The sequence below is a fragment of the Rhodococcus sp. BP-261 genome (genome assembly GCF_019835205.1).
GTDB classification, from domain to species: Bacteria; Actinomycetota; Actinomycetes; order Mycobacteriales; family Mycobacteriaceae; genus Rhodococcoides; species Rhodococcoides kyotonensis_B.
The window spans coordinates 137,147-150,798 of the sequence record NZ_JABUCO010000005.1; the positions used below are offsets into that span (position 1 = coordinate 137,147).

The 13,652-nt window shown below is 66.8% G+C and carries 10 protein-coding genes, 1 pseudogene and 1 riboswitch; all 11 genes and pseudogenes read left to right on the forward strand.

All coding sequences use genetic code 11. The features are described from left to right. The first annotated feature begins 118 nt into the window (after positions 1–118). The 11 genes and pseudogenes from mqo (at position 119) to HQ354_RS08205 (ending at position 13,650) form a co-directional block, all read left to right on the forward strand. Positions 119–1,612 (forward strand): malate dehydrogenase (quinone), encoded by a 1,494-nt coding sequence (mqo, locus tag HQ354_RS08160; protein WP_308115148.1) that lies wholly within the window; start codon positions 119–121, stop codon positions 1,610–1,612. A 12-nt stretch (positions 1,613–1,624) separates the two neighbouring features. Further along, positions 1,625–2,101 carry a GNAT family N-acetyltransferase gene (locus HQ354_RS08165; protein WP_068428661.1) on the forward strand — a complete coding sequence of 159 codons (477 nt, stop codon included), beginning with the start codon at positions 1,625–1,627 and terminating at the stop codon, positions 2,099–2,101. 28 nt (positions 2,102–2,129) lie between these two features. Continuing rightward, positions 2,130–2,275, forward strand: a riboswitch (cobalamin riboswitch). Positions 2,276–2,335: 60 nt separating this feature from the next. Then, positions 2,336–4,222: a VWA domain-containing protein gene (locus HQ354_RS08170; protein ID WP_222634592.1), complete on the forward strand. Its 1,887-nt coding sequence runs from the start codon at positions 2,336–2,338 to the stop codon at positions 4,220–4,222. A gap of 10 nt (positions 4,223–4,232) precedes the next feature. Then, on the forward strand, positions 4,233–4,853 hold the full coding sequence (gene cobO / locus HQ354_RS25515; RefSeq protein ID WP_068428667.1) for a cob(I)yrinic acid a,c-diamide adenosyltransferase: 621 nt from the start codon (positions 4,233–4,235) through the stop codon (positions 4,851–4,853). Next, positions 4,850–6,247 (forward strand): cobyrinate a,c-diamide synthase, encoded by a 1,398-nt coding sequence (locus HQ354_RS08175; RefSeq protein WP_374107323.1) that lies wholly within the window; start codon positions 4,850–4,852, stop codon positions 6,245–6,247. The genes cobO and HQ354_RS08175 overlap by 4 nt, the downstream gene beginning before the upstream one ends. Next, the gene (locus HQ354_RS08180) at positions 6,240–6,602 is read left to right on the forward strand and encodes a cobalamin biosynthesis protein (RefSeq protein ID WP_068428673.1); all 363 of its coding nucleotides are present in this window, start codon (positions 6,240–6,242) and stop codon (positions 6,600–6,602) included. Before HQ354_RS08175 ends, HQ354_RS08180 begins: the two co-directional genes overlap by 8 nt. Positions 6,603–6,621: 19 nt before the next feature. Continuing rightward, positions 6,622–7,473 (forward strand): LLM class F420-dependent oxidoreductase, encoded by an 852-nt coding sequence (locus HQ354_RS08185; protein ID WP_068428676.1) that lies wholly within the window; start codon positions 6,622–6,624, stop codon positions 7,471–7,473. A 37-nt stretch (positions 7,474–7,510) separates the two neighbouring features. Further along, a complete protein-coding gene (locus tag HQ354_RS08190) occupies positions 7,511–9,175 on the forward strand; it encodes an alkaline phosphatase D family protein (protein WP_068428679.1) in 1,665 nt (554 codons plus the stop codon). A gap of 15 nt (positions 9,176–9,190) precedes the next feature. Beyond that, a pseudogene (locus HQ354_RS08195) lies at positions 9,191–10,872 on the forward strand (ABC-F family ATP-binding cassette domain-containing protein). 31 nt (positions 10,873–10,903) lie between these two features. Beyond that, entirely contained in the window at positions 10,904–12,136 is a 1,233-nt protein-coding gene (gene cobA / locus HQ354_RS08200) for a uroporphyrinogen-III C-methyltransferase (protein WP_222634590.1), read from the forward strand. Between the two features lie 11 nt (positions 12,137–12,147). Then, positions 12,148–13,650: an MFS transporter gene (locus tag HQ354_RS08205; protein WP_068428688.1), complete on the forward strand. Its 1,503-nt coding sequence runs from the start codon at positions 12,148–12,150 to the stop codon at positions 13,648–13,650. The last annotated feature ends 2 nt before the right edge of the window (positions 13,651–13,652 follow it).

The window sequence follows — 13,652 nt, forward strand, 5'->3', positions numbered from 1 at the left end:
CGGACGGGTAACGTAACCGCCATTCGTACACCACTCGGTAGCCGAGAACTCACGGACAAAGGAAGTCGAAACTCCAGTGTCAAATGAACAGCGGTCGAATCAACAGCAGGTCACGAACGTGAAGACCGACGTGGTCCTGGTCGGCGCCGGAATCATGAGTGCCACTCTGGGTGCGCTGCTGCGGCAGCTGGAGCCGGAATGGTCGATCGACGTGTACGAGCGGCTCGACGCGGCGGCAGCCGAGAGCAGTGACGCATGGAACAACGCGGGCACCGGCCACTCGGCCCTGTGTGAGCTCAATTACACGCCGCAGAACAAGGACGGCTCGGTCGACATCGCCAAGGCGTTGAACGTCAACGAGCAGTTCCAGGTGTCGCGACAGTTCTGGGCCCACAGCATCGAATCCGGTGTCCTGTCCGATCCGAAGAACTTCATCAACCCGATTCCGCACGTCAGCTTCGTGCACGGCGAATCCAACGTGAAGTACCTGCGCGCTCGGTACGACGCTCTGGCGTCGAACCCGCTCTTCGAGGGCATGGAGTACATCGACAGCCCCGACGAGTTCACCCGTCGTCTGCCGTTGATGGGCAAGGGTCGTGACTTCTCCGATCCCGTCGCCCTGAACTGGAGCGACGAGGGTACCGACGTCGATTTCGGCGCTCTGACGCGTCAGCTGTTGAACTACGTGTCCGAGTCCGGCGGCACCGTCCACTTCGGCACCGACGTCAAGAACATCTCGAAGCAGTCCGACGGCACGTGGGACGTCAAGATCACGAACCTGCGTACCGGCGCGAAGAAGACCGTCAACGCGAAGTTCGTCTTCGTCGGCGCGGGCGGCGGGGCGCTGCACCTGCTGCAGAAGTCCGGCATCGCCGAGATCAAGGGCTTCGGCGGATTCCCCGTCAGCGGCGAGTGGCTGCGGTGCACCAACCCCGACCTCATCGCCCAGCACTCGGCGAAGGTGTACGGCAAGGCGTCGGTCGGTGCACCTCCGATGTCGGTTCCGCACCTCGACACTCGCGTCATCGGTGGCAAGCCGGGACTGCTGTTCGGACCGTACGCAGGCTGGTCGCCGAAGTTCCTCAAGCAGGGCAAGTTCACCGATCTTCCCGGCTCGGTCAAGCCCGGCAACTTGATGTCGATGCTCGGCGTCGGCGTCACCGAGCTCGGTCTGGTCAAGTACCTCGTGGGCGAGCTCGCGCAGTCGCAGGCCGACCGCGTGGAGACGCTGCGCGAGTTCGCGCCCCAGGTGATCGGCAAGGACTGGGAGCTCGTCACCGCCGGACAGCGCGTGCAGGTCATCCGCAAGAAGGGGCGCGGCGGCGTGCTCGAGTTCGGCACCGCCGTCATCAACGCTGCGGACGGATCCATCGCCGGTCTGCTCGGTGCGTCGCCCGGTGCGTCGACCGCCGTGCCCGCGATGCTCGACGTGCTCAAGCGCTGCTTCGGCGACCGTTACACGGCCTGGCAGCCCAAGCTCACGCAGATGGTTCCGTCGCTCGGGAAGAAGCTCGCCGAGGAGCCTGCGCTGTTCCGTGAGGTCTTCGACTGGACGTCCAAGACGTTGCAGCTCGACGAGACCACCCGGCTCGCACAGCCCACCGGTGTGTGATAGCAACAGCAGATGACTACGCAAGCGGCTGCCCTCAAGCGATCCTGGGCCTTGGATCTGTCCAACAAGACCCTGTACGACTTGCTCAAGCTGCGTGTCGAGGTGTTCGTCGTCGAGCAGGCGTGCGCGTACCCGGAGCTCGACGGCAGAGATCTGCTCGCCGAGACCCGTCACTTCTGGCTCGAGCGTGACGGCGACGTCGTCTGCACGCTGCGCCTGCTCGAGGAACACGACGACGGCGAGAAGTCCTTCCGGATCGGGCGTCTGTGCACGCAGCGCTCGGCCCGAGGGCAGGGGCATACGACGCGTATTCTGCGGGCCGCTCTCGCCGAGGTCGGCTCGGCTCCGTGCCGCATCAACGCGCAGAGCTACCTCGTCGACATGTACGCCAAGCACGGCTTCCTTCCCGATGGCGAGGAAGTGCTCGAAGACGGCATTCCGCACACCCCGATGCGTCGTGGTGGCGGTTCGCCGTGGAGCGAAGCCTGAAGTTTCTGGAGCGAAGCCTGAAGACTCTGGAGCGAAGCCTGGAGTCGTGCAGTAACCGATCGACACGCCGATGCGGGGAAGTCCTGTGTGATTCAGGCGCGGTCCCGCCACTGTGTACCGAAGGCCCGTGGGCACTCGGAAGTCAGATCACCGCGCGGCGCGTCATGGCCCACCGATCCCGGTGGGCCGTCCCAGTCCTCGGCGAGGAGTCCGAGGGATGAAGGAGAGTGTGTCGTGCAGCCCGGATATCCGTTCAGTGCGGTGGTCGGTCAGGATCAGCTCCGGCTGTCCTTGATTCTCTGCGCCGTGCACCCCGGCATCGGCGGTGTGCTGGTGCGCGGTGAGAAGGGCACCGCGAAGTCGACGGTGGTGCGCGCACTCGCGACGCTTCTGCCCGCCGTCGAGGACGAGGGCGGTAGCCGTCCGGCCCGTCTCGTCGAACTACCGGTGGGCGCCACCGAGGATCGCGTCGTCGGCTCGCTGGATCTCGAGAAGGTGCTGCGCGACGGCGAACGCGCGTTCCAACCCGGTCTGCTGGCCGCGGCTCACCGAGGCGTGCTCTACGTCGACGAAGTGAACCTGCTGCACGACCACCTCGTCGACGTGCTGCTCGACGCGGCCGCGATGGGGCGCGTCCACATCGAGCGCGACGGTGTATCCCATTCTCACGCAGCACAATTCGTGCTCGTCGGCACGATGAACCCCGAAGAGGGCGAGTTGCGACCGCAGTTGCTGGACCGTTTCGGTCTCGCGGTCGACGTGACGGCCTCGCGAGACGTCGACACCCGCATGGACGTCATCCGACGACGTCTGGACTACGAACGGAATCCGTCCGAGTTCGCAGGTCGATACGCCGACGAGGACGCCGATCTCGCCGCTCGTATCGTCGCTGCCCGGGCGGCCATCGACGACGTCGTGTTGAGCGACACCGAACTACGACGGATCGCAGCGCTGTGTGCGTCCTTCGACGTCGACGGCATGCGCGCGGATCTGGTCGTCGCACGCACGGCGACGGCCCACGCGGCGTGGCGAGGGTCGGCGGCCGTCGAAGAATCGGACGTCCGCGTTGCTGCGGAACTCGCGCTGCCGCACCGTCGCAGGCGAGATCCGTTCGACGAACCGGGAATCGACGAGAGCGCCCTCGACGACGCCATGCGTGACGCAGCCGAGCAGGCGGAGCAGCAGCCCGAACCCGAGCCCGATCCGGATCCCGACGGGGGAGGCGCGCCGCCGCCCCCTGCCGGCGAATCTCCCGAGTCGAACGGCTCGGACGCGCCTGAACGGCAACAGAGCGGCGACAACTCGCGTGACAAGCAGGCGGCGGCTCCCGGGTCGCAGTTCCGTGCGCGGTTGATGCAGGTCCCCGGCGTCGGGGAAGGCGCTCCGGGGCGTCGGTCGCGTTCTCGGTCCTCGCAGGGTCGTGTCGTGCGCGCAACGACGGAGCGCGACAAGGGAATTCACCTCCTGGGTACCCTGTTCGCTGCCGCCGAGCAGCAGGTCGCTCGCGGTCGGACTGCTGGACGGTTCCGGTTGGAGCCGGCCGATCTGCGGTGCGCGCTTCGCGAGGGGAGGGAAGGCAACCTCATCGTCTTCGTCGTCGACGCCTCCGGCTCGATGGCTGCGCGTGATCGGCTGTCGGCGGTGACGGGCGCGGTCCTGTCCCTGCTGCGCGACGCGTACCAGCGGCGAGACAAGGTTGCCGTCATCACGGTGCGTGGACGCGACGCCGAGGTCGTGCTGCCGCCGACGTCGAGCGTCGACGTCGCGGTCACCCGCCTGCGTCGCATGAAGACCGGCGGCAGATCGCCGCTGGCACAGGGGTTTCTGACAGCGCGCGAGGTGGTCCAGCGGGAGAAGGTACGTGACCCGCTGCGCCGCGCACTCGTGGTCGCGCTGACCGACGGTCGTGCGACCGGGGGAGTCGACCCCGTCGAGCGAGCGCGCATCGCCGCATCACGGATTGCGGCGGACGGCACCGCCTCGGTCGTCGTCGACTGCGAGACGGGCATGGTCCGGCTCGATCTCGCGCGCGAATTCGCCGAGCATCTTGCCGGGGGATACGTGCGACTCGCCGACCTGTCGGCGGAGCAGGTCGCGGCCGTCGTCCGCGCCGCGGCGTAGGGGGCGCGACATGCCACAGGGAGTACCACTGCCAGGAACCGTGCCTGCCGACGGCTTGACGACGCGGCAGCGCCGCAATCAGCCGGTCCTCGCGGTCCATACCGGGCCCGGGAAGGGCAAATCCACCGCTGCCTTCGGCATGGCTCTGCGCGCGTGGAACCAGGGATTCGATGTCGGTGTCTTCCAGTTCGTGAAGAGTGCGAAGTGGAAGGTCGGCGAGGAAGCTGCGTTCCGGACGCTCGGCGAACTGCACGAGCAGTCCGGTGTCGGCGGCGGCGTCGAATGGCACAAGATGGGCGAGGGCTGGTCGTGGACCCGCAAGAAGGGTTCGGACGTCGACCACGCGGCGGCAGCAGCCGATGGCTGGCGCGAAATCGCCCGCCGGTTGGGCGAGCAGACGCACCGCTTCTACGTCCTCGACGAATTCACGTATCCGCTGAAGTGGGGATGGGTCGACGTCGACGAGGTCGTCGAGGTGCTGACGCATCGGCCGGGCAACCAGCATGTCGTCATCACCGGCCGCGACGCCCCGCAGGCACTGATCGACGCAGCCGACCTCGTCACGGAGATGACCAAGGTCAAGCATCCGATGGACGCGGGCCGCAAAGGCCAGCGGGGGATCGAGTGGTGAGTGTCCCCGCGGTCGTGATCGCGGCCCCGGCGTCGGGAAGCGGAAAGACGACGGTCGCAACGGGATTGATGGGTGCACTGCGCGCCGCAGGCCATCGCGTCGCCCCGTTCAAGGTCGGACCCGACTACATCGACCCCGGATATCACTCGCTTGCGACGGGATTGCCCGGACGTAACCTCGACGCCGTCATGGTCGGCGCCGACCGCATCGGAGCGCTGTTCCGGCACGGAAGTGACGGGTGCGACATCGCCGTCGTCGAGGGCGTGATGGGACTGTTCGACGGCAAGATCGACCCCAGCGGCGCGGGTGACGCGTCGGCCGAGGGATCGACGGCATCCGTGGCCTCGATGCTGGGTGCACCCGTCGTGCTCGTCGTCGACGCGCGGGGACACAGCCAGAGTCTCGCCGCAGTGCTGCACGGTTTTTCGACGTTCGACTCCTCGGTGCGCATCGGCGGGGTGATCCTGAATCGCGTCGGAAGTCCGCGTCACGAGGAAGTGCTGCGACATGCGTGCGACCGCGTCGGCATTCCGGTACTCGGCGTGCTGCCGCGAATGTCCGAATTGGCCGTGCCCTCACGGCATCTCGGGTTGATCACCGCCGTCGAACACGGGCAGTCCGCAGGCGCGGCGGTCGATGCCATGGCGACGCTCGTAGCCGAACACGTCGATCTCGACGCACTCCGTGCGTTGGCTGCCTCGTCGGTCTCGACGGCCGCGTGGAACCCGGCCGACGAGGTGGGCACGCCCGTGTCGCAGGCTCCTGTCGTCGCCATAGCCGGTGGTCCGGCGTTCACGTTCGGTTACGCCGAGCATGTCGAACTACTGCGGGCAGCCGGCGCCGACGTGACGGTGTTCGACCCGTTGACCGACGGGCTCCCCGCCGGCACGGCCGGTGTCGTCGTTCCCGGTGGCTTTCCGGAGGAGCATGCCGAGCAGCTGGCGTCGAACGAGCTCCTGTTGGCGGACATTCGCCGTACCGCGGCCGCCGGAATGCCGATTCATGCGGAATGTGCTGGGCTGCTGTATCTTTCGCGCAGTCTGGACGGTCATGCGATGGCCGGGGTGATCGACGTCGATGCCCGCTTCTCGGCGTCGTTGACACTCGGCTACCGCGACGCCGCTGCACTGCACGACTCGGTGCTGTTCCCTGCGGGCGCACGGGTGACCGGACACGAATTCCACCGCACGATGCTCGTCGACGTCGCGGACGAGAATCCGACGGCTGCTTGGGGATGGCGCAACCCGAGCCGTGCCGCCAGGAAGAACGTCGTGCGGGAGGGCTTCGTGCACGGCAACGTGCACGCGTCGTATCTGCACACTCATCCGGCGGGTGTGCCCGAATCGGTTGCGCGTTTCGTCGCTGCCTGCGCGCGGTTCGCGTCCCGTGACTGACCGCGTCGTCGCGGGAGTCGGGGCGTCCAGCAACGCCCCGATCGACGGCATCGTCGACGCGATTCTCGCCGTCGTCGGAGCGGATCGGACCTTGGTGTCCGTCGCGACGATCGACACCAAGGCGGACGTCCTGGCGCCCGTCGCGGCTGCGCTGGGGGTCTCGTCGACGTCGTGGACCGCGGAGCAGCTGAACCGGGTCTCCGTGCCGAACCCGTCGGCCCGTGTGCGGCGCGAAACCGGGACCGCCAGCGTTGCCGAGGCTGCCGCGACTCTCGGAAGCGGCGGCGGACGCGTCGTCACCCCGAAGACGAACATCGGAGCGGTCAGTATCGCACTTGCTTGCGCAGTAGACTAGAACACGTTCTAATGCGAGCATGCGCTTCGGCCTCGTCCTGTTCACCTCCGACCGCGGGATCACCCCTGCCGCCGCTGCAGCGGCCGGGGAACACCTGGGGTTCGACTCGTTCTACGTACCCGAACACACGCACATCCCGGTGAGACGAGAGGCGCCTCATCCACTGACCGGTGACGCGTCGCTTCCCGACGATCGGTACGCGCGCACCCTCGACCCCTGGGTGTCGCTCGCGACGGCAGCTGCGGTGACCTCGCGGATACGGCTGGGCACAGCCGTCGCGATACCCGTCGAGCACGATCCGATCACTCTCGCGAAATCGATTGCGTCGCTGGATCATCTCAGTGGCGGACGGGTCGTGCTCGGTGTCGGATTCGGCTGGAACGTCGACGAGTTGACCGACCACGGCGTGCCGCCGAAGCGTCGACGGACGATGCTGCGCGAATATCTTGCCGCCATGCGCACGTTGTGGTCCGACGAGCAGGCCGAGTACTCGGGCGAGTTCGCCGAGTTCGGGCCGAGTTGGGCGTGGCCGAAACCGATTCGAGGCGACGCGATTCCGACCTACGTCGGAGCAGCAGGCACGGACAAGAACTTCGCGTGGATCGTGCAGTCGGCGGACGGGTGGATCACGACGCCGGGTGAGCAGGACATCGAGTCCCGTGTCGTGCGGCTGCAGCAGATGTGGCGGGACGGCGGACGCGTCGGCAACCCGGAGATCGTGGTGCTCGATGTCAAGCCCGACGTCGCCAAGCTCGCGCGATGGGGCGAGCTCGGCGTCACCGAGGTCGTCTACGGCATGCCCGACAAGTCCGAAGCCGAGGTGCTGGCCTACCTCGATCGGCTTGCGAACAAGCTTCCTGTCCTGCACTGACTGGCGCAATTCGCCGCGTCGGTGCACTGTGTGAAAGATGAAATCCTCGCCCCTCGTTCTCGGCCCGCTGGTTCGCTACGTCGGTGCCGACGACGCGACCTTCTGGTTCGAATTCGACACCCCTGGTGCCGTCGAGGTGCGGACGTCGGTGGGGCAACACGTGGAGGTGCCCACCTGGGGCGTGCACGGCCATCACTATGCACTCGTCGCGCTCACCGACCTGCCCGCGAACACCACGATCACCTACGAGGTGCTGTTCGACGGCACCCAGGTGTGGCCGGTCTCCGATACCGCCGCGATCCACACGTGCGACCCCGAGGGTCCGGTGACCTTCGCCCTCGGCTCGTGCCGACGCGGGGACAACTACGGCGACGAATCGCTGCAGCGTATCGGCGCCGACGCGCTCGCCGGTCTCGGCAACCGTATGCGCACCCAGGACCCGAGCGAGTGGCCGCAGGCGTTGCTGTTCCTGGGCGACCAGGTCTACGCGGACGATCCGTCACCGGAGATTCTCGAGCGCCTGCACGCCCGACGCGCCGCAGGCGACGGCCCGGCCGGAGCCCGCGGTACCGAAGCCGAGAACGAGATCTGCGATTTCGAGGAGTACTCGTGGCTTTACCACGAGTCGTGGGGTGTCGAACCTGTCCGAACGCTGCTCGCGAGCGTGCCGTCGTGCATGATCCTCGACGACCACGACCTCCGCGACGACTGGAACTCGTCGGCGTCGTGGCGGGCGGACATCGAGACGAGGCCGTGGTGGCACGACCGGGTCGTGGGCGCGTTCTCGTCGTACTGGGTCTATCAGCACCTCGGCAACCTGTCGCCCGACGAGTTGTCGCGCGACGAGCTCTACGAGAAGGTTCGTTCCGCGACCTCGGACGCCGAGCGGGAGAAGTTGCTCGCGGACTTCGCGCTGCGCGTCGACGAGCATCCGGAGACCGGCCGATGGAGCTTCTATCGCGACTTCGGCACGACGAGGTTGATCATGATCGACTCACGGTGTTCGCGGAGTCTCGACCCGGACGATCGGCGCATGGTCGACGCCGCCGAGTGGGCCTGGGTGCGTGAGCGGGCGCTGGAGAGCCCGTCGCGTCACGTGCTGTTCGGATCGTCGCTTCCGTTCTTGATGTTGCCCGCGTTGCATCACCTGGAACAGTGGAACGAGGCGGTGGCACAGGGCAGTTGGGGTCGCCGGATGTCCTGGGTCGGTGAGAAGCTTCGGATCGCGCTGGATCTGGAGCACTGGGCGGCGTTCGGAAAATCGTTCGTCGACATGTCAACGCTGACGCGGGAATTGAGTCGAACGGACGATCCACCCGCCTCCATCCTGTGGCTCTCGGGCGACGTGCACTGCTCGTACGTGGCGCGCGCCGATTTCGGGGTCGGCGGTGAGAACGTCCCGGTGACCTATCAGCTGACGATGTCGCCGTTCCGCAATCCGCTGGATCTGCCGATTCGCGCGGTGAACCGGCTGGCCATCCGAAAGCCTGTCGCGCGCTTGCTCGGCCGCCTCGCGCGATCCGCGAAAGTTCCACCCGTCGACGTGGCCTGGGAGGCCGAAGCCGGGCCATGGTTCGACAACGGCGTCATGTTGCTCACCACCGACGGCGAAACTGCCTCGGTGAGAGTCGAACACGCGCACGTCGACGTCGTCGGCAGGCAGACGCTCGAACAGACTGCGGAAAAGAAGTTGACCGTCTGACATAGATTGGCCGATGTGGCTCATCTCGAACTGACCGACATCGACTACTTCCTTCCCGACGGGCGGCAACTGCTCGGCGGCGTCGGATTCCGGGTCGGCGACGGTGCGAAAACCGCCCTGATCGGGCCGAACGGAACCGGCAAGACGACGTTGACGCGCATCGTCGCCGGCGACATCGAACCCGACGACGGATCGGTGACGCGGTCGGGTTCGCTCGGTGTGATGCGTCAATTTGTCGGCCAGGTCCGTGACGATTCGACGGTGCGGGACTTGCTGCTGTCGGTGGCGGCGCCTGCTGTTCGTCACGCTGCAAGGCACTCGATGCCGCCGAGAACGCGATGATCGAGGCCGACGACGAGAAGACGCAGCTGAAATATGCTTCGGCGCTGTCGGATTGGGGCGATGTCGGCGGCTACGACATCGAACCGTTCTGGGACGAGGTCACGATGGCAGCCCTCGGCATGCCGTTCGATCGGGCGAAATGGCGTACCGCAGCGACACTCAGCGGCGGCGAGCAGAAACGGCTGGTGCTCGAAGCGTTGTTCGGCGGACCCGACCAACTTCTACTCCTCGACGAGCCGGACAACTACCTCGACGTACCGGGAAAACGCTGGCTGGAGAAGACGATTCGCGAATCGCCCAAGTCGGTTCTGTTCATCAGTCACGACCGTGAGCTGATCGCGAACGCCGCGACGCGCATCGTCACACTCGAGCCGGGAGCGGCTGGGGCGTCGTCGTGGGTGCACGGCGGCGGGTTCGACACGTACTACCGGGCGCGCGAGGACCGGAACGCCCGACTCGACGAACTACGACGTCGATGGGACGAGGAGCGCGTCAAACTTCGTGCGCTCGTGTTGCGCCTGCGCGAGAAGGCCAAGTTCAACGACGGCGTCGCCGCGCGGTATCACGCGGCGCAGACGCGTCTCGCCCGATTCGAGGAGGCAGGCCCACCGGAGGCCGTGCCGCTGAAGCAGAAGGTGACCGTCCGTCTGCACGGCGGCCGCACCGCGAAGCGCGCGCTCGTGTGCACCGACCTCGAGATGACCGGACTGATGAAGCCGTTCGACACCGAGATCTGGTTCGGCGATCGCGTTGCGGTGCTCGGCTCGAACGGTTCGGGCAAGTCGCACTTCCTCCGATTGCTTGCCGGCGGTGGGACCGACCCGGAACGCGAACACCTGCCCGTCCAGGAACTCGAACTCACCCCGGTGCCGCACACGGGTACCGCTGTTCTCGGCGCGAGGGTTCGGCCGGGATTGTTCGCGCAAACGCACACACGACCCGACCTCGCAGGTAAGACGCTGCTCGACATCCTGCACATGGGTAACGAGCACCGCGACGGAATGGGACGCGAGGCAGCCAGTCGCGCACTCGATCGGTACGGACTGGCGTCGGCGTCCGAGCAGGTGTACGACAACCTGTCGGGCGGACAGCAGGCGCGGGTGCAGATTCTGCTCCTCGAACTGTCGGGCGCCAGCATGCTTCTGCTCGACGAGCCGACCGACAACCTCGATCTGCTGTCGGCGGACTCCCTGCAGGACGCCATCGCCGCGTTCGAGGGAACCGTGATCACCGTCACGCACGACCGCTGGTTCGCGAAGAGTTTCGACCGATTCCTGGTCTTCGGATCCGACGGACAGGTCTACGAATCCGACGAGCCGGTATGGGACGAGAAGCGTGTTACACGCGCACGGTAGCGCGTAACACGAGGGCGGTAAGTTGCCTTCCGTGATCGAAAACGAAGGTGATGCGACCGACTCTCCCTATCTCGTCGGCTTGAATCTGTCGGGTCGACGCGTCGTCGTCGTCGGTGGTGGCACCGTGGCGCAGCGACGGCTGCCGCTGTTGATCAGCTCGGGTGCTCGGGTCCACGTGATCACGCGCGCGGCGACGCCCGCGGTGGAGGCGATGGCGTCGTTCGGGCAGATGACGATGGAACTGCGCGAGTACGCCGACGGGGATCTGGACGGCGCCTGGTACGCGATCGCATGCACCGACGAGGCCGGCACCAACGCGGCGATCGTCGCAGAGGCAGAGCGGTCGAGAATCTTCTGCGTCCGCGCCGACATCGCGCGGGACGGCACGGCCGTCACCCCGGCATCGGCCGAGTACGACGGGCTCACCCTCGGTCTTCTGGCCGGCGGTGACCATCGCCGATCCGCGGCGGTGCGCAACGCCGTCGTCGAAGCCATGCACTCCGGGCTGATCGCCGACTCGACGGACACGCCGCATACCGGCGTCGCACTCGTCGGCGGTGGTCCGGGCGATCCGGATCTCATCACGGTTCGCGGACGCAAACTCCTCGCGTACGCGGATGTCGTCGTCACCGACCGTCTCGCGCCGCCGGAGCTGATCGCCGAGCTCGGACCGCACGTCGAGGTCATCGATGCGTCCAAGATTCCGTACGGTCGCGCGATGGCGCAGGAGGCCATCAACCAGGCCTTGATCGACCATGCGAAGGCAGGCAAGTTCGTCGTCCGGCTCAAGGGCGGCGACCCGTACGTGTTCGGGCGCGGCTACGAAGAGTTGGAGGCGCTGGCGGCCGAAGGCGTACCGGTCACGGTCGTACCGGGAATCACGAGCGCGATCTCCGTTCCGTCGGCTGCCGGGGTTCCCGTGACCCACCGCGGTGTGACGCACGAGTTCGTCGTCGTCAGCGGTCACGTCGCGCCCGATCACCCGGACTCGCTCGTCGACTGGAACGCCCTGGCGAAACTGAAGGGCACGATCGTCCTGCTGATGGCCGTCGAACGCATCGAGAAGTTCGCGACGGTTCTGATCGACGGCGGCAGGCCCGCGTCGACGCCGGTGCTCGTGGTTCAGGAGGGAACGATGCGAACGCAGCGCGAAGTGCGCGCCGATCTGGCGACCGTCGCCGAGAAGGTCAAGGCCGAGGGCATCAGGCCTCCGGCGATCGTCGTCGTCGGGACCGTTGCTGGTTTTTCGGCGGACTCTCGGTAACGTGAACTCTCGTGCCCGACCACTCGCAGCCCGCAGCGGCCTCCACGCAGATCGTCTATCCGGTGACCACCAGGGCCTTCGGCCTGGCGATCATCGTGCTGAGTGGTCTCCAGCTGATGGTGGTTCTCGACGGGACCGTCGCGAACCTGGCCCTGGCCCCGTTGCAGGCCGACCTCGGGCTGAGTGACGCCGGCCGAAACTGGGTTCTGACGTCCTACGCACTCGCGTTCGGCGGGCTGATGCTGCTCGGTGGGCGGCTCGGTGATGCGTACGGTCGAAAGAAGATGTTCCTCGGCGGCGTCGTGCTGTTCACGGTGGCATCGTTGCTGTGCGGGCTCGCGGTCAACGAGGCGACACTGGTTGCCGCTCGCGCACTGCAGGGCGTCGGTGCGGCGGTCGCGTCGCCGACGGCGTTCGCCCTCGTTGCGACCACGTTCGCGCCGGGCCCGGTCCGCAATCAGGCCGTGGCGATCTACGCGGCGATGACGGGTGTCGGATCGATCGCCGGGCTCATCATCGGTGGTGCGCTGACTCAGGTGTCGTGGCGATGGATCTTCCTGATCAACGTCCCGATCGGCATCGTCATCGTCATCCTCGCGGTGGTGTCGCTTCGCGAAACCAGCGGAATGCGGCTGGCCTTGGATTTCCCGGGAGCGATACTCGGCACGCTCGGATGTACCGGAGTGGTGTTGGCGCTGAGCGAGGGCACCGAACTCGGCTGGACCAGTCCGCTGGTGATCGGCTCGTTCGTCGCGGGTGTCGTGCTGCTCGGGCTGTTCCTCGTCGTCGAGCGCCGTGCCGACAATCCGCTGCTACCGTTCTCGCTCTTCTCCAGCAAAGACCGCGTCGCGACGTTCGTTGCCATCTTCTTCGCGGGTGGCGTCATGTTCTCGCTTGCGGCGTTCGTCGCGTTGTTCGTGCAGGACGTGCTGGGCTACAGCCCGCTGGCGGCCGGTCTTGCGTTCGTTCCGTTCGCGTTCGGACTCGGTGCCGCTGCGTTCATCACCTCGCAGCTCGCCGTCCGAATCCAGCCCCGCTTTCTCGTCATGGCCGGTGCAGCGATCATGGTCGGCTGGCTGCTGTTCTCGGTGCTGACGATGGACGGCGATTCGTCGTACTTCCCCGGCATCTTCTTCCCGGTCATCGGCATCGGGTTCGGCGTCGGTATGGCGTCCATTCCGCTTCCGCTGTGTGCCATCGCCGGTGTCCAGCCGACCGAGATCGGACCGCTGACGGCGATCGCACTCGTCGCGCAGACGTTGGGCGGCCCTGTCGCCCTGGCCGTCATCGGCGCACTGGTGACGTCGCGGACCTTGTCTCTCGGCGGCACGACCGGACCTGCGAACCTGATGAACGCAGCGCAGCTCGACGCGCTCAGTTCCGGCTACATGTTCGCGTTGTTCTGCTGCGCGATCGCGGCCGTCGTCGCGGGCATCGCGGCGTACTTCATCCGATTCAGCCCACAGCAGGTCGCGCAGGCGCAGGCCGCGCAGGAGGATGCGCAGAAGGGCTGACG

Bases quoted from the DNA above. Each gene is read 5' to 3' on its own strand.
- HQ354_RS08165 (WP_068428661.1), top strand. From the start codon at position 1,625: ATGACTACGCAAGCGGCTGCCCTCAAGCGATCCTGGGCCTTGGATCTG.
- cobO (WP_068428667.1), top strand. From the start codon at position 4,233: ATGCCACAGGGAGTACCACTGCCAGGAACCGTGCCTGCCGACGGCTTG.
- HQ354_RS08185 (WP_068428676.1), top strand. From the start codon at position 6,622: ATGCGCTTCGGCCTCGTCCTGTTCACCTCCGACCGCGGGATCACCCCT.
- HQ354_RS08190 (WP_068428679.1), top strand. From the start codon at position 7,511: ATGAAATCCTCGCCCCTCGTTCTCGGCCCGCTGGTTCGCTACGTCGGT.